The organism is Verrucomicrobiia bacterium (genome assembly GCA_019634635.1).
In the GTDB taxonomy this organism is placed as follows: Bacteria; Verrucomicrobiota; Verrucomicrobiia; order Limisphaerales; family UBA9464; genus UBA9464.
Genome location: JAHCBB010000014.1, coordinates 1 through 18,509 on the forward strand (window position 1 = coordinate 1; position 18,509 = coordinate 18,509).

At 66.5% G+C, this 18,509-nt stretch carries 14 protein-coding genes; 7 read left to right on the forward strand and 7 right to left on the reverse strand.

Features of this window, described 5'->3' with window-relative positions; genetic code table 11:
• Positions 1-32: 32 nt before the first annotated feature.
• Complete coding sequence (locus KF791_11350; GenBank protein MBX3733175.1) at positions 33-893, reverse strand: type II secretion system protein; 861 nt, start codon at positions 891-893, stop codon at positions 33-35.
• Between the two features lie 257 nt (positions 894-1,150).
• Between KF791_11350 and KF791_11355 the strand changes: the two genes are divergently transcribed.
• The 4 genes from KF791_11355 (at position 1,151) to KF791_11370 (ending at position 4,977) form a co-directional block, all read left to right on the forward strand.
• Positions 1,151-1,696, forward strand: a complete 546-nt coding sequence (locus tag KF791_11355) for a sigma-70 family RNA polymerase sigma factor (GenBank protein MBX3733176.1) — start codon at positions 1,151-1,153, stop codon at positions 1,694-1,696.
• Positions 1,697-1,709: 13 nt separating this feature from the next.
• Positions 1,710-2,195, forward strand: a complete 486-nt coding sequence (locus KF791_11360; protein MBX3733177.1) for a hypothetical protein — start codon at positions 1,710-1,712, stop codon at positions 2,193-2,195.
• A gap of 15 nt (positions 2,196-2,210) precedes the next feature.
• A complete protein-coding gene (locus KF791_11365; GenBank protein ID MBX3733178.1) occupies positions 2,211-4,142 on the forward strand; it encodes an RDD family protein in 1,932 nt (643 codons plus the stop codon).
• A 97-nt stretch (positions 4,143-4,239) separates the two neighbouring features.
• Complete coding sequence (locus KF791_11370; protein MBX3733179.1) at positions 4,240-4,977, forward strand: alpha/beta hydrolase; 738 nt, start codon at positions 4,240-4,242, stop codon at positions 4,975-4,977.
• 38 nt (positions 4,978-5,015) lie between these two features.
• Here the strand turns inward: KF791_11370 and KF791_11375 are convergent, their stop codons facing one another.
• The 6 genes from KF791_11375 to KF791_11400 all read right to left on the reverse strand — a co-directional run bounded on the left by KF791_11375 (position 5,016) and on the right by KF791_11400 (position 12,995).
• Complete coding sequence (locus KF791_11375; GenBank protein ID MBX3733180.1) at positions 5,016-6,827, reverse strand: ABC transporter ATP-binding protein; 1,812 nt, start codon at positions 6,825-6,827, stop codon at positions 5,016-5,018.
• A gap of 26 nt (positions 6,828-6,853) precedes the next feature.
• Positions 6,854-7,945: a glycosyltransferase family 9 protein gene (locus KF791_11380; GenBank protein ID MBX3733181.1), complete on the reverse strand. Its 1,092-nt coding sequence runs from the start codon at positions 7,943-7,945 to the stop codon at positions 6,854-6,856.
• 82 nt (positions 7,946-8,027) lie between these two features.
• Positions 8,028-9,275, reverse strand: coding sequence for a sodium ion-translocating decarboxylase subunit beta (locus tag KF791_11385; protein MBX3733182.1), 1,248 nt, complete (start codon positions 9,273-9,275; stop codon positions 8,028-8,030).
• The gene (locus KF791_11390) at positions 9,272-11,077 is read right to left on the reverse strand and encodes a biotin attachment protein (GenBank protein ID MBX3733183.1); all 1,806 of its coding nucleotides are present in this window, start codon (positions 11,075-11,077) and stop codon (positions 9,272-9,274) included. The genes KF791_11385 and KF791_11390 overlap by 4 nt, the downstream gene beginning before the upstream one ends.
• 59 nt (positions 11,078-11,136) lie before the next feature.
• Positions 11,137-11,406 carry an OadG family protein gene (locus KF791_11395; protein ID MBX3733184.1) on the reverse strand — a complete coding sequence of 90 codons (270 nt, stop codon included), beginning with the start codon at positions 11,404-11,406 and terminating at the stop codon, positions 11,137-11,139.
• Positions 11,407-11,495: 89 nt separating this feature from the next.
• Positions 11,496-12,995 carry an arylsulfatase gene (locus KF791_11400; protein MBX3733185.1) on the reverse strand — a complete coding sequence of 500 codons (1,500 nt, stop codon included), beginning with the start codon at positions 12,993-12,995 and terminating at the stop codon, positions 11,496-11,498.
• 323 nt (positions 12,996-13,318) lie between these two features.
• Between KF791_11400 and KF791_11405 the strand changes: the two genes are divergently transcribed.
• The 3 genes from KF791_11405 (at position 13,319) to KF791_11415 (ending at position 18,504) form a co-directional block, all read left to right on the forward strand.
• Positions 13,319-13,915: a sigma-70 family RNA polymerase sigma factor gene (locus tag KF791_11405; protein ID MBX3733186.1), complete on the forward strand. Its 597-nt coding sequence runs from the start codon at positions 13,319-13,321 to the stop codon at positions 13,913-13,915.
• Between the two features lie 238 nt (positions 13,916-14,153).
• A complete protein-coding gene (locus KF791_11410) occupies positions 14,154-17,183 on the forward strand; it encodes a hypothetical protein (GenBank protein MBX3733187.1) in 3,030 nt (1,009 codons plus the stop codon).
• Between the two features lie 91 nt (positions 17,184-17,274).
• Entirely contained in the window at positions 17,275-18,504 is a 1,230-nt protein-coding gene (locus KF791_11415; GenBank protein MBX3733188.1) for a hypothetical protein, read from the forward strand.
• Positions 18,505-18,509 lie beyond the last annotated feature (5 nt).

Sequence of the window (18,509 nt, forward strand, 5' to 3'; positions counted from 1 at the left end):
GCATGGCCGGGGCAAAGCCCCGGGACGGCCCGTCAAGGCAGCGGGCGCCAGGCGGCATGCTGAAACCGGTCCCAGACCCATCGAAAGTCGGGATTGCGTCCGTTGCCGCCCTGCCAATAGAAGCTGCTGATGCCCCGGGCCGAGTCCTGGGCGGCCTTGATGGTGGCACGGTCCACCCACTTGCGGGCCTCGGCATGCCCGTCGAGGAAGGAAAAATCGCTGACCATGCCGTGAAAAACGGCAAACGGGTCCACCCATCCCGGGGGTTGCACGTCGAGCACCCAGGTGCCCGCATTGAATCCCCGGGGGTCCGACTCCTCGATGAACACCATGCTTTGGGCCGGGTTCGGTGCCGCATCCACCTTGATGAAGGGCCTGATTCCTCCCCACCCGCCGGTGCCCATTCCATCCGCCTTGGAGTAGCTGTCGTAGGCCCATCCACGTCCCGGCCGCAGCCGAACCCTGGTGTCGCCGGGGCAATGATAAGAGGCGAAGGCGGAGACGTACTTGTAAAGCGGCCCCTGTGCCAGGCCTGCCTGGACGCCCTGCATGGCCCGGGCGACAGGAATGCCCGTGGCCGGGTCCGGGTTGGGTGCCGGCCAGTACCCGCCGGCCACCAGGTTGACCACCTGGTTGTTGGTCAACCGCCACGTGGGCGGGAGGAGCCCGTCATTGTTGTCCTGCGCATACATCAGGGTGCCCAGAATGAGCTGCTTCTGGTTGTTCAAACACGCCGCAAGAGTTGCCTTGAGTTTCGCCTTGGCCAGCGCCGGCAGGAGCATGCCGGCGAGGATCGCGATGATCGCAATCACCACGAGGAGTTCAATCAACGTGAAGGCGGTCCGGTGGAGTCGGGGGCCTCGTCGTGACGTGCGGAGGGGATCGGCGTTCATAACGTGGAGAGCGTGGAGGATTCGTTGACTGTATGGAATACCCCAAACGGTTGAGCTGGGAAGTCAAAACTCTTGGCAGGACGGGACAAGGTCCGGTTTCCCCGGGGAGCCGGTGCCTTCCCGGATCAGGGATCGCGTGTTTCCGGCCGCGGTGAGCCCCGGACTCCCGGCCGGGGCCTCCGGGAATTCGCTGAAACTTGCGGGACCCGGCGCGGGTGCTGATGGCACAATGACGTCCGTCCCATGACGGGGAGCCCATGAGTGACCCGGCCCAGTTCGAGGCGTTCGTCGTCGCGTATCAAGACATGGTGTTCAGCACGGCATCACGCCTCCTGGGCAACGATGCCGACGCGCAGGACGCCGCCCAGGAGGCCTTTCTCCGCGCCTGGAACCATTTCCCGGAGCTCGCCGGAAGCCCCACGGCCGGCGGCTGGCTCAAGACGGTCACGCGCAACCTGTGTCTGAACCATCTCCAGCGGTATCGCGCCCGATGGAAGCTCTTCACCGACCTGGCCCGCGAGGATGACGAAGGGGCGGAGCGGATGCCCGAGGCGATTGCACCCGACACGCTCGAAGACACCCTGCTCACGGCCGACCAACGCGAACTCATCGAACGGGTGCTCGCACGGCTGCCGGCCGATCAGCGCGTCGCGCTCGTACTTTACCATTTTGAGGACCTGGACTATGCGGAGATTGCATCGCAACTCGGTGTTTCGCTCGGCAAGGTCAAGACGGACATCTTCCGCGCCCGCGAGACGCTGCGAAAAAGGCTGCAACCGGCCCGCGAATCCGTGGGTGTTTAGACTGGAGCTTTTCATGAATCATTCCCGGGAATCTGAGGAGGCGCTCGCCCGGTGGGCGGATGGTGTCCTCCAGCAACTGCCGCTCCGCCCTGCCCCGACGGCGTTGGCGGCAAGGATCCGCGCCGCCGTGGAGCGCGCGGCGATGGTGCCCTGGCACCGCCGCCCCTGGCTCCACTGGCCGCTGGGACTCCAGATCCTCTCCGGAGTCTGCGGCGCCGCCGCCCTCGCACTGCTTTGGTCGCTGCTGCTCCCGGGTGCGGATGCCGCCACGGCATCGGCCGTCGAACGGGCCGCAGGACACCTGGAATTCCCCGCGCCGTTGAAGGCCCTGCTCACGCTGGTTGGGGTCCTCTGGAACGCCGCCCTGGTGGTGCTCCGAGAACTCAATCCCTGGGTGATCGCCGGTGGATTCGGCCTGCTGGCCCTGTTGTGGTCCACCACCCTCGGGATCGGAACGGCATGCTGGCGGCTGGCCGCCGGCGGGCTGCGTCAGCGTTGATCGTCCCCACTCTCCATGCATCTCCCCCCAATTCCCCGCCGGCAATCCCTGCGCGCCCGCCTGGCAGTCCGCCTGCCCGGGTGGCTCGCGGCGACGGCGGTTGCCTGGGCCTTGGTCCTTGGCGGCCCCGGGGCCGCCGGGGAAACCGCGCCACCGCCCCCTTCCCCGGCCGAACGCCCGCTGGCCCCGGAAGATCTGGTGCCGCCCTTGCCCCCCATTCCAGATCCGCCGGCTCCACCGTTGCCCGATGTCGTGAAGGGGCTGGTTGAAAAGGGCTTCAAACCAGGCGGATCCCGCTCGGAGATTGTGCGCATTGGGGAACCGGTCGTCGTGGCCGCCGGGGAAAGCGTCCGATCCGTCGTCGTGCTCCAAAACTCGGCGACCATTGAAGGCCGGGTCGAGAACGACCTCGTGTTGATCGGGGGCTCCGCCGTGATCAACGGATCGGTGGGCGGAGATGTGGTGGCCGTTGGGGGCCGCATTGATCTGGGACCGGAATCCCGTGTGAGCGGGGACGCCACCGGAATTGGAGGCGGGGTTCGGATGGGGACCAATGCGTTCGTTGGGGGGGATGTGGTCGGGATCGGCGGGGTCTGGAGGGCACCGGGTGCCCGCGCCGGTGGCACCATTCAGGACATTCCGCTGCCGTTCTCCGTCGGATCGTGGTGGCTCCATCCCGAAACCCGCTTGCCACGGACCGCCCAGGCCACGGTCCAAGAACTCGTGCTGAAGCTCCGACCGCTCGCGATTGGCGTGCCGTGGGTCTGGTGGGTCGCCGGAGCCTTCGTGGGAATGTACCTGCTGCTCGCACTGGCGGCGCCCGGAATGGTTCGAGGGATCTCCGCAGTGGTCGCGGATCGTGGGGCCACGGCATTCTTGATGGGATTTCTTGCGCTGCCGCTCGGGGCGCTGCTGACCCTGATGCTGCTGATTTCCGGCATCGGCATCGTGGTGATTCCCTTCGTCGGCGCCGCGTATCTTCTGGCCGCCATCGCCGGCAAGGCCGGACTGCTCCACGCGTTTGGCGCCTCCATCCTCCGACGCAGTCGTCCCGAAGTCCCGGTCGTCGGTGCCGTGCTGCTGGGGTCGGGCCTTGTGATGGTGCTCTATCTGGTACCGTACGTCGGCATGGTCTCGTGGGCCGTGCTCTCCATGTGGGCGCTGGGCGCAGCATGGCTGGCGCTGCTGGACCGGCTCCGTCGCGAGTCCCCTTCGCCCGCACCCGCCGCCCTCCAGGCCCCGGCGCCTGTCGCGCCGCCAAACCCCTCCGCACAGAGCCTGAAGGCCGTGGTTCCCTGGACCTCACCGTCCGGCCCATCCGCGGCCCCGGTTCCTCCGTCCTCGGAAATGCCGCCTGCCGCCAGCCCTCCTCCGGATTCCCCAAGCCCGGAGCCCCCGGATTCCCGTGGAAACGCCGCCGCGTCAGCGACCCGTGCCGAAGTCTCCGGCCCGCCCGCAGTCGAGGGTGTCCCCGCCGGTGCAGGCGCCCCCCCACCGCCACCGCCCCTGGAAGGTTCCGCGTTCGCCTCGCCGGAATCGTCGGGGCCATCGGTGCCCGAGGCGCTCAGCCTGCCAAGGGTCGGACTCAAGGAACGCCTGATCGCCTCGGCAATTGATTGGGTCATCCTGATCCCGGCACTGGCCTGGATGGATTTCGATTCATTGCGCTGGAAGTTGCTGGCCGCCGTGGCGTATTTCGCCGGGTTGTGGGCGTGGCGCGCGACAACCATTGGCGGCATCGTGCTTCAGTTGCGGGTCGCCCGGCTCGACGGCCGCCCCGTGGACGGGGCGACCGCCATCGTCAGAGCTCTGGGCGCGCTGTTTGCCACGCTGGCCCTGGGCATCGGATACTTCTGGTCAGCATGGGATTCCGAACGACAGGGATGGCACGACAAGATCGCCGGCACGGTCGTGCTCAAGGTGCCCCGAGCCCAGCCCTTGGTGTGAGGATCCCGTGCCAGCGAACCGGCAGCGAGGCAGCACTTGCCCGTTTACCGGGACCGTCCGACCGGGTAAAGCAACGGGCCGCTGACCGCTGATTCCCATGAAGCCGTTGATTCCCGACGAGATCCGCAACCGCCACGGTGAACGCCTTGAGTTCGTCCATCACCCTGGACCTGCCGAGGGGACTTCGCTGGTGGTGTTGGGGCACGGCGTCACGGGCAACATGGATCGCCCGCTCCTGGTGGAACTGGCAGCCGCGCTCGCTCAGGCGGGCCATCATGCGCTGCGGTTTTCCTTTTCGGGGAACGGCGGTTCGGAAGGCCGCTTCGAGGCGTCCACGATTTCGAAGGAGGTTGAGGATCTCGGTGCGGTGCTGGATGCCTTGCCCGGGTGGCAGTTGGGCTACGCCGGTCACAGCATGGGCGCGGCGGTGGGCACCTGGCGGGCCAGCCAGGATCCGCGGCTGCGCTTCCTGATTTCCCTGGCGGGCATGGCACACACCGCCGCGTTTGCCCTGCGCGAATTTGGCAATGCGGTTCCGGGACGCGACGGCATGTGGGACAAACCGGAATGCCCGTTGTCCCAGGCCTATTTGGATGACATGGCACGAATCGGGAACGTGCTCGATGCCGCCCGTCAGGTGCCGGTGCCCTGGCTTCTGGTTCACGGCCGCGCCGACGACGTGGTCCCCTTCCAGGACTCCGAGGATATTCTGGCCGTCGCTGGCGGACGGAAGCGCCTGATGGAGATCCCGGATGCCGATCATGTTTTCTCCGGTCACCATGCCCGGGCGATGGCCGGCCTGGTGGTGGAGTGGCTCCGGGAACTCAACCCCTGAACCCGCGGCCAGCAACCCCGGGCCGGGCCATGCGGCGCTCAGCAGGCCGCGGCCTGGGGATTTGCCCGTGGTCCAAACTGCATCGCAAACAGCCGCGCATACCAACCGTCGCGCGCCAGCAGTTCCTCATGGCGTCCCCGCTCGACGATGCGCCCCCCGTCGAGGACCACGATCAGGTCCGCGTGCTGGATCGTGGAGAGGCGATGCGCAATGCACAGGGTGGTGCGCCCCCGCATCAGCGCGTCCAGCGCCGTCTGCACCGCCCGTTCGCTCTCGGTGTCCAGCGCGCTGGTCGCCTCGTCAAGCACCAGGATCGGGGCATCCCGCAGCACGGCACGCGCGATCGCCAGGCGCTGACGCTGGCCGCCGCTGAGGTTGCCCCCGCGTTCGCCAATGACGAAATCGTACCCCCCCGGCTTGGCCAGGATGAACTCGTGCGCCTGGGCCGCCCGCGCGGCCTGCTCCACTGCGGCGTCGGTAGCTCCCGGACGCCCCAGGAGGATGTTGGCGCGGATGGTGTCATTGAACAGGACGGTCTCCTGGGTGACGACGGCGATCTGCTCCCGAAGGTCCCGTGCCGCCACCGACCGCAAGTCCGTATCTCCGATGCGCACCGAGCCTGCCGCCGGGTCGTAGAACCGGAGCAGCAGGCTGGTCAGGGTCGTCTTGCCCGAACCGCTGGCCCCGACCAGGGCGACCAGCTGTCCGGGAGCCACGGTGAGATGAATGTCGTGCAGGGCAGTGCGCTCCCCGTACGCGAAGCGGACGCCGTCGAAGCATACCGCCGCCCCGGCCGCCCGCAGTGGTACCGGATGCGGCGGGTCGGCGACGTCCACCGGGGCCCGTTGGAGTTCCTGCACCCGTTCCCCGGCGGCGCGGGCCTGCTGCAACTGGCCGTAGAACCGGCTGAGATTCTTCACCGGCTGATACAGGAGGAAGATGGCCGTAAGAAACGAAAGCAGATCCCCGGCGCTCATGGCCGCCTGCCCGGTCTCGCGTTGCCGCAGCACGACCAGAAACACCAGGGCGACCCCGATGGAGGCCGATACCTCGATGAGCAACGAAGGCATCTCGTGGCCCCGCACCGTCCGCATGGTCTGGCTCACAATCCCGGCGGACTGCCCTGTGAAGCGGCGCTGGAATTCCGGTTCGAGGTTGTAGGCCTTGACCACCCGCTGGCCGGTGAATGCCTCCTGCATGGTATCCGACAGCTCCGCGTGCCCCGCCAGGCTGGCACGGGACGCCCGCCGGACCCTCCGACCAAAGTACACGATGGGCAGCACGCAGAGCGGAAACACCATCATGGAGATCAGGGTCAGCCGCGGCTGTGCCGCCACAAGAAAGGCGCCAAGGAACACGATGGACAACGGTTCCTTGACGATCACCGCAAGCGAGGACTCCACCACGGAACGCAGGGAACCGGTGTCATTCAGCAGCCGGGCCATCAGCTCGCCGGTGCGCGACCCGCTGAAATACCCGACCGGAAGCCGCATGAGGTGGCGGAACAGCTCCACCCGCAGCTCGTGAATGGCCTGATGGCCGGCGCGGGCCAGGAAATAGAAGTTGCCGTAGGTGGACGAGGCCCGGAGTGCCATCACCACCGGGATGGCCGCCACCCAGGTCCAGGAGTAGCCGGCTCCCGAAGACTCGAGCGTCCGCTGCAGCCACGCGGCCAGTTCGGGGGCGTGACGGATCACCACCGACGGCAGCTCCACCACCGCCTTGCCGGGAGCCGGGAACAGCAGGTCGCAGGTGAGCTTGACCACGGCGGCCAGCAGGCTGTTGCTGATTGCATAGGCCACGCCACATCCGATGCCCAACACCAGGCGGCCTCGTTGAGGCCACAGCATCGGCCAAAACCATTTCAGGAAGTCCTTCATCCGGCTGCCCCCTCCCGGGACCACGGAAAGGCCTCGCGCAGTCCGGAAACCGCAGCCTCCAGCGCGGCGATCTGTTCCGGTCCCGGCGCAATCACCGAACGGACCCAGGGATGATGGTGTTCCGCCGCGGGGAACGACCGGTTGAAAATTGCCACGGTGGGAACCCTCAGAGCCACTGCGACATGATACGGACCCGAGTCCCCGGACACAAACAGGCAGCAGGACCGGATCAAGCCCGGCAGTTCGATCAGGCGGGTTTCCCCCGCAAGATTGACCACGGGCAGTTCGGCCCGGGGACGGTATCCCGCAATGAGATCCGCATTCACCGTCCGTTCATAGGGCGCGCCACTCAGCACCACGGCACACCGGTGGCCACGCTGCAGGCGCTCCAGCCAGAGGCGCAGGAGCGGCAGATCCGGACGCCGGTCAAGCGCTCCAGGGGTTCCGCAGCCCACGTTGAGTCCCACCAACGGCAACTCCGGAGGAATGCCATGCCGCGATCGCAGCGCTTTCCGGAAGCGGACCGCCTCAGGCGCCTCCTCCAGTTCGATCGGTCGCCCGTTCCGGCGGATCCCCAGACCCGTCAGCACCACGAAGTCCAGATCCGAGTAGTCCACCGCCCCGGCCATCCCGGCAGCCTGGACACGACGTCGGGACGGGACCGACTTCTGGTAGAACCACCCCCGACCCGGGACGTCCGCAATGCCAAGGGTCCCGACTCCGAGCGCTTGGCGGGCCAGCCAGGCCAGCATCGCGGTGCGGACCCCGGCGGACTCGAAGTCAATGATCAGGTCGGCGTTGCAATCCCGGACCCGCTGGAGGAACCACCGCCGCGCGTCCCTCCAGGCAGACCAGGATGTGGGCCATTTCGGACGCACATGAAACGAGGCCAAGAGGTGATGGCGGGCGATGAGTTCCTCGGACGCCGCGCCGGGATCCTGTGTCAGAAATACCAGGTGCAGCCTGGTGTCTGGATACCGGTCCTTCAGCGCACGCCATGCGGCCGAGCTGCGCAGCAGGTCTCCCACCCCGGCGCTGTGGCCCTTGAGGAGAATGATGTTGCGCGGCGCTCCCGTCATGAACGGCATCAGCCTACGGGCCGGTTGCTGCCGGGGCGAGCGCCGCCAGCGGGCGCCCGCCCCGCTTTTGCGCGCCGGCAGGAGGCTGCAATCACCCACCCACCACCGCCATCATCACCCCGGCGGCGATCGCCGACCCGATCACCCCGGCGACATTCGGCCCCATGGCGTGCATGAGCAGGTAGTTTCCGGGGTCGGCCTCCAAACCAACGCGGTTGGAAACCCGGGCCGCCATGGGCACCGCGGACACGCCCGCGGAGCCGATCAGGGGGTTCAGCTTTTCCCGCAGGAAGAGGTTCATCAACCGGGCCAGGAGCACGCCGGAAGCCGTCCCGATGCAGAAGGCCACGAGCCCCAGAGCCAGGATGCCCAGCGTCTCCGCGCGAAGGAAGATGCCGGCCGCCAGTTTCGAACCAACGGCCAGGCCGAGCAGGATGGTCACGATGTTGATCAATTCGTTGGCGGCCGTCCGGGAGAGCCGCTCGACGACACCGCACTCGCGAAACAAATTGCCCAGCATGAGCATGCCCACCAGGGGTGTCGCTGAGGGCAGGAGCAGGACGCACAACCCGAGAACGAACAGCGGGAACACGATCTTCTCGATGCGCCGTACCGGACGGAGCTGGCGCATCACGATGCGCCGGTCCGACTCGGAGGTGAGCAGCCGCATGATCGGTGGCTGGATGATGGGCACCATGGCCATGTAGGAATAGGCCGCCACCGCGATCGCCCCGAGCAGGTCCGGGGCCAGTCGTCCCGCGACAAAAATGGCCGTCGGCCCATCGGCGCCTCCGATGATCCCGATGGCGCAGGCCTCCTTCAGGGAGAACCGGACTCCCGGCACCCATTCGGACAACGCCACCGCGCCGAGGACGGTCGAAAAGATGCCCAACTGGGCCGCGGCCCCGAGCAGGGCGGACTTGGGATTCGCAATCAGCGGACCGAAATCGGTCATGGCCCCCACGCCCAGGAAAATCAGCAACGGAAACATCCCGGTGCGGATTCCGAAATCAAAGACCAGCGCCAGAAAGCCGCCCTGTTCGAGGTCGGCTATGCCCGCATAGGGAATGTTGGCCAAAAGCCCCCCGAACCCGATCGGGACCAGCAGCAGGGGCTCGAAACGGCGCGCGATTCCGAGGTAGATGAGCCCAAGACAAACTCCGATCATCACCAGATTGCCCAGACCTCCGTGGGCAAATCCATGGACCCCGGTTCCCTCCCAAAGCCGTGCCAGGCGCACGGAAAAGTCCTCGACCTCGGCATGAAGAGCCCCGGGGAGACACACACAGCCCACAAGGATCCATGACCACCGGAGTGACAAGCGGCGGCGGCGGGTCATGGCGTGATCCTCGCCAATTCCTGACCGGAAGTCACCGCGTCGCCCGTCCGCACGCGCACCTCCTGCACCGTCCCGGATTCAGGCGCGTTGAGCGGCATTTCCATCTTCATGGCTTCCAGCACCAGGATGGGCTCGCCGCGCTGCACCTTCTGGCCGGCGATCCTGAGGATTTTGGTGACGACTCCGGGTATCGGTGCCGGCACAGAGACGACGCCGCCCTTGGGGGACGTTTCACGCGATGGCGCCGACGCCGCGGCATCCGCAACTCGGACCTCGAACTCTCGTCCGTTGACCCTGGCCCGACCGCCCTCCAAGGAGACCGAGAAGGCCGCCCCGTCCACGGTGACTTGAAACGTCTGCGGACCGGCGACCGGAGCCACCGCGGCCGGAGTCTCTGCCGATCGTTTGCGCACCGCGAGCCGGGCCTTGCCCTTCAAGAAGGCGACGCCCTTGTCGCCACAGGCTGCCACGATGAAAATGTTCTCCTCCGTGTCCGGCAACCCCTCGCGCTCCAACCGTGCACGCGCCGGAGCCACCCCCTTCCGCGGATCCTCATTGTCCATGTCCAGCGGACTGCGCGTGGCGGGCGGCAGACCCAGTTGTTCCGAGGCCAGACGGATGATGTCGGGATCCGGGGGCACCGGGGTGCGTCCGAAGTAACCAAGAACCATCCGTCCGTAGCCCTCGGCGACCTTGGCCCAGGGCCCGAGCATCACGTTGTTGAACGCCTGCTGGAAGTAGAACTGGCTCACCGGAGTGACCGACGTGCCAAAGCCGCCCCGCCGCACCACCTCGCCCATGGCTCCGATCACTTCGGGATACCGGTTCAGGATCCCCTGGTCGCGCATCATCTGCGTGTTGGCCGTCAGCGCGCCACCGGGCATGGGACTCCAGGGAATGAGGGGCTCCACCGCCAGCGCCTCCGGCGGCAGGAAATAATCCTGCATGCATGCCTTCAAGACCGCCTCCACGCGCATCACCTTCGCGATGTCGAGGTTCAGGTCCCAGGGACTGTCCCGCAGGGCGTGCCACAGGCTGGCAACGTCGGGCTGCGAGGTCCCCCCGGAACATGGGGCCAGCGAGAGGTCCACCTGGTCCACACCGGCCTCGATCGCGGCCCGGTAGCAGGTCACCCCGGTGCCCACCGTGTCATGGGTGTGGAAGACGATGCGCGTCCCCCCGGGCAGACGCTGCCGCGCATGGCGCACCGTTTCGTGGACCGTGGCAGGGACCGCCGAGCCGCTGGCATCCTTGAAGCACAGGGAGTCAAACGGCACGTCCGACTCCAGAATCTCATCCAGGACGCGGGCATAAAACGCCGGGTCATGGGCGCCCGAGCAGCCGGGCGGCAGGGCCATCAGCGTGATGCAGACTTCGTGGCGCAACCCCTGCTCACGGATCAACCGTCCCGAGACCGCCAGATTCCTCACGTCGTTCAGCGCATCGAAGTTCCGGATGGTGGAGATCCCGTGCCGGCGAAACAGGCGGGCATGCAGGGTGATGATGTCGGCGGGTTGGGAGTCGAGCGCGACGACATTGATGCCCCGCGCCAAGGTCTGGAGGTTGGCTTCCGGACCGGCCTTCTCCCGGAACTGGTCCATCATCCGGAAGGCATTCTCGTTGCAGTAGAAATACAGGCTTTGAAACATCGCCCCGCCGCCTGCCTCGAAATGGGTGAGACCCGCCTCGCGGGCGGCCTCCACCGCCGGCAGGTAATCGGCCGGGATCACCCGGGCCCCATACACGCTTTGAAATCCGTCCCGGAAGGCGGTGATCATCACATCCACTCGCTTGCGTGACATGGCGGCAGGAGGAATTCGGAGGTTTGTGGAAGATCGTTTCGGCCCACCCGGAGGCACCGTCAGCGCGATCCGGATCCACGTCCGGCACCGTGCGCCCGGAACGCGGCCGCCACCGCAACGGCCGCCGCCTCCAACCCGCCGCCCACGCCGGCTCCTGCCATCACACCGGCAACCGGTGCGGTCTCAATCGCCGGATCCGGAAACCGGTGTCCGTGGCGCGCAAAAAACGCTCCCAGTCCATGCAAACAACCCACCAGCAGGAGCAGGAAGGCAAAGACCACGCCCATCCCGATCACCATCAGTCCGAGGCCCTGTTCCAGCATTTCCATCGCCGGGACCTTACCCGAGCGCCTTCCGCCGCTCCAAGCGACAAGCGCAGAAAGCCGCCCGGATCCGGAAACAGGCACCATGTGCCGCGTCAACGACGGGTTGCCGGGTTCTGCTCAAGATCCATGAGCCGCAGTTCGCCGGCATCCGGCCCCCCGCCAAACTGGCGCCAGTAGCGTTCCTTGAACGGATTGATTGCCGGCCCGCGGACCCCCTCGTTCACCAAATGCACCTGGACCGACACCCACCACGCATCGAACCGCGATGCCAGGTCGGTGACGACCTCCGGATCCCTGCCTGCAACATCGTTGGCCTCGCCGGGATCCGCGGACAGGTCGAACAGCATCCAACGCGGCTCCCGTCCGCCATCCGCCGAGACCAGGTTCCAGCGGGTGGTCCGCACGGCGCAGGCCCGATACCGGGCGTCGGCAGGCTCCTCCCAGCGCGCCCACCGTCCGACGTGGGTGACGAGGGTCCTGTCCGGCCATGGGGTCGCCGGATCCTCCAGCAACGGGACCAGACTGCGCCCTTCCACCTGCGTCTCCAGCAGCCCGGATAGCGACACGCCGGCAAGCGACGCCAGCGTGGGCAGCACATCCACGTGCGCCGTGAGCGCGGCGCAGTCCCCGGGCTTGAGCGTGCCCGTCCAGCGCCAGAACGACGCCGCCCGGGTGCCGCCGAGGAATGGCGTGCCCTTCCGCCCGCGCATCCCGGCATTGTATCCGGCCAGCAAACCGCCGTCCGCCCCGTTGTCGGTAAGGAAGATCATGAGGGTTTCCCGCTCGATCCCCCGGTCCCGGACCCAGTCCAGCAGGCGTCCCGCATTGTCATCAATGTTGGCCACCATCCCGAGAAAGCGGGCGGCGTTGGTGTTTGCGACCCTGCCGGCATAGCGCGCCTCGTCCTCCGGCCGCACGTCGAGGGGGACGTGCGGGGCGTTGCACGCGATCCAGGCAAAAAACGGCCCCCGTTCCCGCACCGAATCCATCCAACGCATCGCCTGACCAAAAAACACGTCGGTGCAATACCCCCGGGTGCGGACGAACCGCCCGTTGTGCAGGATGACGGGATCGAAATAGCGATTGGCCGGTGCGTCCCCGCAGGACCCGGGATAGGTCTGACCGATGCCGCCGCCGCCATGAACGAACGTTTCCTCAAATCCCCGCCGCCCGGGCTGGTACGCCTCCTCGTCGCCGAGGTGCCACTTCCCAAAGATTCCGGTCGCATAACCCGCGCCGCGGACGACGTCTGCGAGGGTCACCGTGTCCGGCGCGAGACGCTCCCGCTCGAGAATCGTGTGGGTGACGCCATTGCGGAACTCGTGCCGCCCGCTCAGGAGCGCACTGCGGGTGGGCGCACAGGTGGGGCTGACGTGGAAATCCGTGAAGCGCACCGAGTCCGCGTGCCACCGGTCCAGATGGGGGGTGCGCAGCACCGGATGCCCGTGGCACGAGAAGTCGCCGTAGCCCTGATCGTCGGTGAGCACGACGATGATGTTCGGACGCCGCCCCGACACCGGCTCCGCGACGCCGCTACCACCGCCACAAATCAGCAGCAGCAGAGCGGAAAACACTCGCAGAAACCCAATCATGACACGAGTTGCCGGTTGAGGACCCATGGTTCGGAATCGGCCCCGTGGAAGCCACACCAATCGCAATGCCCGACCATCGGCAGTGTTTCCCGGCCAGTGCGTGGAGTCCCCAAGGCCCCAAGTCCAACAGACGTCAGAGCCTCTCCATCTCGCCCGAGGGCGCCCCGTATTTCCCCGGCATTTCCAGCGCCGGTACCCTGCCCGATCACCTTCCGCCACTCCAAGCGCCCAGTGGACACAGGCGCCGCGTGCCCCGGGCACGAACCGCCCTGGTCCGGCAAATTCCTGCTGGCGCGCGGTATTCCCTTCCACAGGCTGCACGCATGCCAGCGATCCGATCACCCGCAGCGGACTCAACGCCGTCGGACGGCGCTTCATCCGCTGACCTGCTCGAGCGGCTGTACAACGATCTGCGACACCTCGCGGCCCAAAAGCTTGCGCAGGAGCTTCCCGGGCAGACGCTGCAGCCGACGGCGCTGGTCCACGAGGCGTGGCTGCGTCTGGTCAAGTCGGGCGAATCGGTCCTGTGGAGTGGTGAAGCCCACTTTATCGGCGCCGCGTCCGAGGCGATGCGTCGGATTCTGGTGGAGCGTGCGCGGCGGAAGTCCCGGGTCTGCCATGGTGGCCAGTGGGACCGCGTGGAGTTCGATCCCGACCAGATCCAGTCCGCCGCCAGTGATCCCGACGATGCCGTCCTTGCCATGGACGCCGCACTCGAACAGTTGGCGGCGTTGTCCCCGGAAAAGGCTCAAATCGTCCGGATGCGCTATTTTAGCGGCCTGGCTCACGAGGAGATCGCCCGCCTGCTTGGGGTGTCAGAACCCACCGTCCGGCGGCACTGGACATTCGCCCGGGCGTGGCTTTGCACCGAGCTCCGCGGGCGGGGCCAACGTCCATCAACGATGCAGGCTCCGGAATAAACACGCCGGCGGTCCAAGGCGGACCGGGAATGGCCGGGAGTTTCGGGTCCAACCCAGCCCAGCGTTCGAAGACCATCCGCCAAGCGACCGGGTCGGACGCCGTGGGCATGCACGGTCGTTTCGGATCGCGCGCAGGCGCACGCGTCTCCCGATGGGTTTCAAAAAAAAATTCGAATTCGGTTGATCGCTTCGGGACGGAATTGTCGCACATAAGGGTCGAGGGGTTCTCCCCCGGCCTATGTCCGACCCGCATCCGACGTTCTCCAGCAGCGCCTCCTTCAGCGGAGGGTTGTTGCCATCAACTCCAGGCGACGATGTTTTCCTGTCCCGCAAGCCCCGAACACCCCGCGTCCTGAGGGTCATCATCGCCGGTTTCATCCTGGGACTGTTGCTGCCCGAGGCCCGGGCTCAGTGGGTGGCCCAGTCGTTTGAACTCCACGCGGGATGGAATGCCATCTACAGCCATGTGGATGCGTCCACCCACGCAACATTGCGGCAACTGGTGGAACGGGATCCGGGCAATCCGATCACGGAAATCTGGCTGTGGGAGCCCAATGCAGCGCGGGACCAGTTCCTGGAGTCCCCGGCAGAAACGGCGGTGGCCAACAGCCAGTGGCGGAGCTGGAAGCGCGGACTCGATGATGCCGTGGACAATTCGCTCTCCACGCTGCCCGGAAATGCGGCGCTGCTGGTTCGGCTTCCGGAAGGGCAATCCCATGTCTGGCGGGTCGTCGGCAAACCCGTGCCACCCCGACACGTCTGGCGGTCCAGCGGCCTCAATTTTGTGGGATTTCCGACCTCCCCCGAGCGGCCGCCGACGTTTCCTGAATTCTTTGCCTCGGCACCAGAGCTGGATGCCGTCGCAGAGGTTTTCGCTTATGGAGGACCCTCCGCGCCGTTTCCGCTGACCCTCCCGATGCTGGGCACCACGCCGGTGCGACGCGGGCAGGCGTTCTGGGTCCGTTCCGGAGAGTTCTTCAACCGCTATTTTGGCCCCTTCGATGTCACGCTTCAGGACAACACGGGCATCCACTTCGGGGGCCTCGTGGGCCAGTATCGCCTGCGACTTCGCAACACAACGGCCGCCCCGGTTTCGGTGGTGCTTCGCACCGTGGAGGGCGAGGCCGAGCCGCCGGGACAGGAGCACTCCTTCGGCAGGCCGCCGCTGCTGCTGCGCGGACCGATCCAGACCGCGACGCTCACCTACGGCTTCACCGAACTCAGCCGTCCGGTCACCAATCACCTGGCGCCAGCCGGCCAGCCGGGGTTCGAGGCGGAAGTCGTCTTGGGACTCGACCGTTCGCAGCTCGTCGGGCCGGCATTTGCGCTCTTTGCCGCGGTGCTCGAGCTGGCCGACACTCGCGGACTTTCCCTGATCCAGATCCCGGTCACCGCCACCCAGGACTCCACGGACGGACTCTGGGTGGGAACCGCCCTCGTGAGCGAGGTGCGGGAGCACCTCCGGATGCCCGTCCGGGGTCCAGCCGGAGAGAGCCAGCTCGGGAGCTCCCCTGCCCTGCTGGATGAGGATCTCGGGGATTTCGCAGCCCTGGCCGTCCGACTGGCCCGCCCGTTCTCCCCGGTCGAACGTTGGTTGTCGTCCCAATTGGCGCCCTCCACCCGTCGAGCCCTGGCCGGGTTTCAGGCGTCCAACCCGGATCCACCGTCCATCGAATCCTCCAAATTTCTGCTCGCCGAAGTGCTCGACCTCGCAGGCCTGGCGGACCGGGTGGTCCAAGGGGCCGATCCCCTGGCAGCCTGGCTTCAGGAACGATTGCCCGCAGACGGCTGGGGCGTCCTTCAGAGCCTCGGTCAGTCGGAAACCGACCCCCGACGGGTGCGCGCCGTCCTCGTGGACACGCTGAACCGGGCCGTGGTCGGGCCCGGCATTTTCATCGAAGGGTTCCTTGAGAGAAATGACCTGTCGGCGGACACCGTGGCCCTGGTGGACCTCGGCACAGTGCTCGAACCGGCCATAGAGGCACGACGAAACCGCCGCCTGCTCGACGACGCGCTCGCGCCCGCGGTGGGTACTTTGGTGATTCGGGCGCGCCAGGTCCTGCTGGACGATCTCAACCGCATCATCCAGGGACCCGGGATCTACCGGGCGGATCGCTTTGAGGGCACGGCCCTCTCTGAAGGAACCCGCCGTCTGGTCGCGGATCCGCCGGAGGGTGATGCACGCGCTCACCTCAACCGGGCGCTCCTCGTGGAGGCTTTTCCCGGGGAAATCCTCCCGAATTACCGTCAATACGGGGTTCGCGCCCCGGATCTGCGCTCGCCCGAAACCTGGCTGCAACGGCTCGGTGAACGGCCTCCGGAAACCTTCGATGAGTGGCTTTGGGATCGGCTGAGCCCCCAGACCCGCAGCGCAATCGCTGCTGATGCCGGGGGCTCCCGCTCCGGCGAGGGATGGACGTCCCTCCTGGCTCAAGACTTGGACCAGCTGGTCCGTGGTGAAACCTCCCTTCATCAGGCCAGCCGCTTCGATGGAATTCCGCTGTCCACCGAAACGGAAGCCCTCCTGGGTCGCTCACCGTCGGGTGCCGACCTGCAGCGGCTGAACCGAATGCTGCTGGAGGACGCCTTCCCCGGCGCACTGGCCCCCCATTTGGGCCGGGTGCTGGTGGATTCGGTGCGCACCCACTGGGGCGGAGTGGCGCGTCCATTCCCTCTCCGCCTCATAGTGCACTCGGGCGCCGCGGCGTCCGGCCCGCCGGGTCCGGCGCGACTGCTGCAACGCGTGTACCTCGGACACGACCTCCGGCAGCAGTTTGTCGTGACAACTCGGGAGGAGCATCTCGACCCGCAGCGACTGGGAAATGCGCGGCGGATCAGTGCGGCGCACCTGCCGTGGACCGCGGGAAACGAACCCTGGAACTTCAACCGCCCGCTCGCGCCCGGCGCCGAACTCCGAACCGAGGTTCGTCTTGCCCATGATGACCACGCCTCCAATCCGTTTCTTCACACCTACCATCCGGATCATGACAACCGCGACGCCACCTTCGATGAAGAGCTGCCCATGGGATGGGAGTCCTACGCGGTCTCCCGCCGCATCACGCTGAAGACGTTGGAGCCGATGGGCGACTTTGAGGCCCGGACCTCAGGGAGTCAGGTGCTCTCCGGAATCTATATGGAACAGATCCGCCTTGAAGGACGCAGCCCGGGCGGCCGGCGGCCGGACGAAATCCGGACGCTCGAAGTCCGGGGCGGCTTTGCCCTTCACCGGGTTCACCAGGATTCGCCCCTGCTCACCGCTGCGCCCTGACACCCCTCTCCCTCAACTCATACCCCGATTGATCATGACTCCACGCTCCCACCCCCTGCTGCCGCTGACGCTCCGAATTCTCCTGGCCGTCGTGCTGGCCTCGCTGCCCGCCGGCCTCGCAGCGCTGGCGCAGGTCCCCGCACCCCCGGAGAAATTGAGCTACCAAGGGTTTCTGGTGGATGCCCAGGGCAATCCCCTCGGCACGCCGAATCCGCTCAACTATGATGCCACCTTCCGGATTTATGACGTGTCGAGTGGCGGCAACCCCCTCTGGACGGAGCAGCAGACGATTACCGTGGACCAGGGTTATTTCAGCGTTCTCCTGGGTGAAGTGACCGCCAGCCCTTCTCTGGCAACGGTGATCGGAGGACGTCCAGGCTCGGAGCGATACATTGGAATCACCATCCGCGGGTTGCCCACCGGCGACGGGGTCGAAATCGCCCCGCGCCTTCAACTGCTCACATCGCCCTACGCCTTCGTCGCGCGCCATGCCATCAACGCGGACAAAGCGGGTGCGCTGGTCCAGGGGGACGGGTCCTCGTTTGTCACCGTGGATGCCGCGGCCGGCAGCAGCATCCTCAGGGTGGCGGGGAGGCTGGAGGCGACGCGACTGGGCGGAAGCGGGGCCGCTCTCACCGAACTCAACGCAGGAAATATCACAACGGGCACGCTTTCGGTGGATCGCCTTCCATCCATTCCAACCAGCAAGATTGGCGGCAGCCTGCTCGAAACCCAGCTGCCCGCCGCGGCCGCCCGAATCACCGCGGCCAACACCTTCTCGGCGAAGCAGACGGTCAATAATGATCTTCAGGCCCATCGGCTCATCGGCCGCGGCTCAATTCCCGTGGGTGGCATCATCATGTGGAGCGGGGTGGTTTCTGATCTCGAGGGGTCAGGATTCAGGTTGTGCGATGGTCACCAAGTTACGTTGGAATTTGAGGACGGACGGCGGCAGACTATTTCCACTCCTAATCTGGTGGATCGTTTCGTGATGGGTGCCCGTGCGTTCGTAATTGACGAACGGGATAAACAGGGTGGCAGTAGCGAGGTGACTCTTCAGGCGGCGAATTTGCCCCCGCACAGCCACCAATACGCGGACCGCTTTTATGTTGAAAGTCAAACGCGGCCTAATCCTCGCGACCGCCATCCCGAAGCGTCTGGCGCTTTCACAGTGACGGCTGGCCTTGGCTCAGGAAGCTCTGACAACAACAACGACACGATCTGGTATAAAAACGACACGACAAGTCAGACTGGTGGCGGGCAGTCGTTCAGCATTCTCCCCAGTTTCCACCGCCTCGCCTACATCATCCGCTATCGCTGACACGC

Coding starts and splice junctions, on each gene's coding strand:
- KF791_11350 (MBX3733175.1), bottom strand. CDS start 893: ATGAACGCCGATCCCCTCCGCACGTCACGACGAGGCCCCCGACTCCAC.
- KF791_11355 (MBX3733176.1), top strand. CDS start 1,151: ATGAGTGACCCGGCCCAGTTCGAGGCGTTCGTCGTCGCGTATCAAGAC.
- KF791_11360 (MBX3733177.1), top strand. CDS start 1,710: ATGAATCATTCCCGGGAATCTGAGGAGGCGCTCGCCCGGTGGGCGGAT.
- KF791_11365 (MBX3733178.1), top strand. CDS start 2,211: ATGCATCTCCCCCCAATTCCCCGCCGGCAATCCCTGCGCGCCCGCCTG.
- KF791_11370 (MBX3733179.1), top strand. CDS start 4,240: ATGAAGCCGTTGATTCCCGACGAGATCCGCAACCGCCACGGTGAACGC.
- KF791_11375 (MBX3733180.1), bottom strand. CDS start 6,827: ATGCTGTGGCCTCAACGAGGCCGCCTGGTGTTGGGCATCGGATGTGGC.
- KF791_11380 (MBX3733181.1), bottom strand. CDS start 7,945: ATGCCGTTCATGACGGGAGCGCCGCGCAACATCATTCTCCTCAAGGGC.
- KF791_11385 (MBX3733182.1), bottom strand. CDS start 9,275: ATGACCCGCCGCCGCCGCTTGTCACTCCGGTGGTCATGGATCCTTGTG.
- KF791_11390 (MBX3733183.1), bottom strand. CDS start 11,077: ATGTCACGCAAGCGAGTGGATGTGATGATCACCGCCTTCCGGGACGGA.
- KF791_11395 (MBX3733184.1), bottom strand. CDS start 11,406: ATGGAAATGCTGGAACAGGGCCTCGGACTGATGGTGATCGGGATGGGC.
- KF791_11400 (MBX3733185.1), bottom strand. CDS start 12,995: ATGATTGGGTTTCTGCGAGTGTTTTCCGCTCTGCTGCTGCTGATTTGT.
- KF791_11405 (MBX3733186.1), top strand. CDS start 13,319: ATGCCAGCGATCCGATCACCCGCAGCGGACTCAACGCCGTCGGACGGC.
- KF791_11410 (MBX3733187.1), top strand. CDS start 14,154: ATGTCCGACCCGCATCCGACGTTCTCCAGCAGCGCCTCCTTCAGCGGA.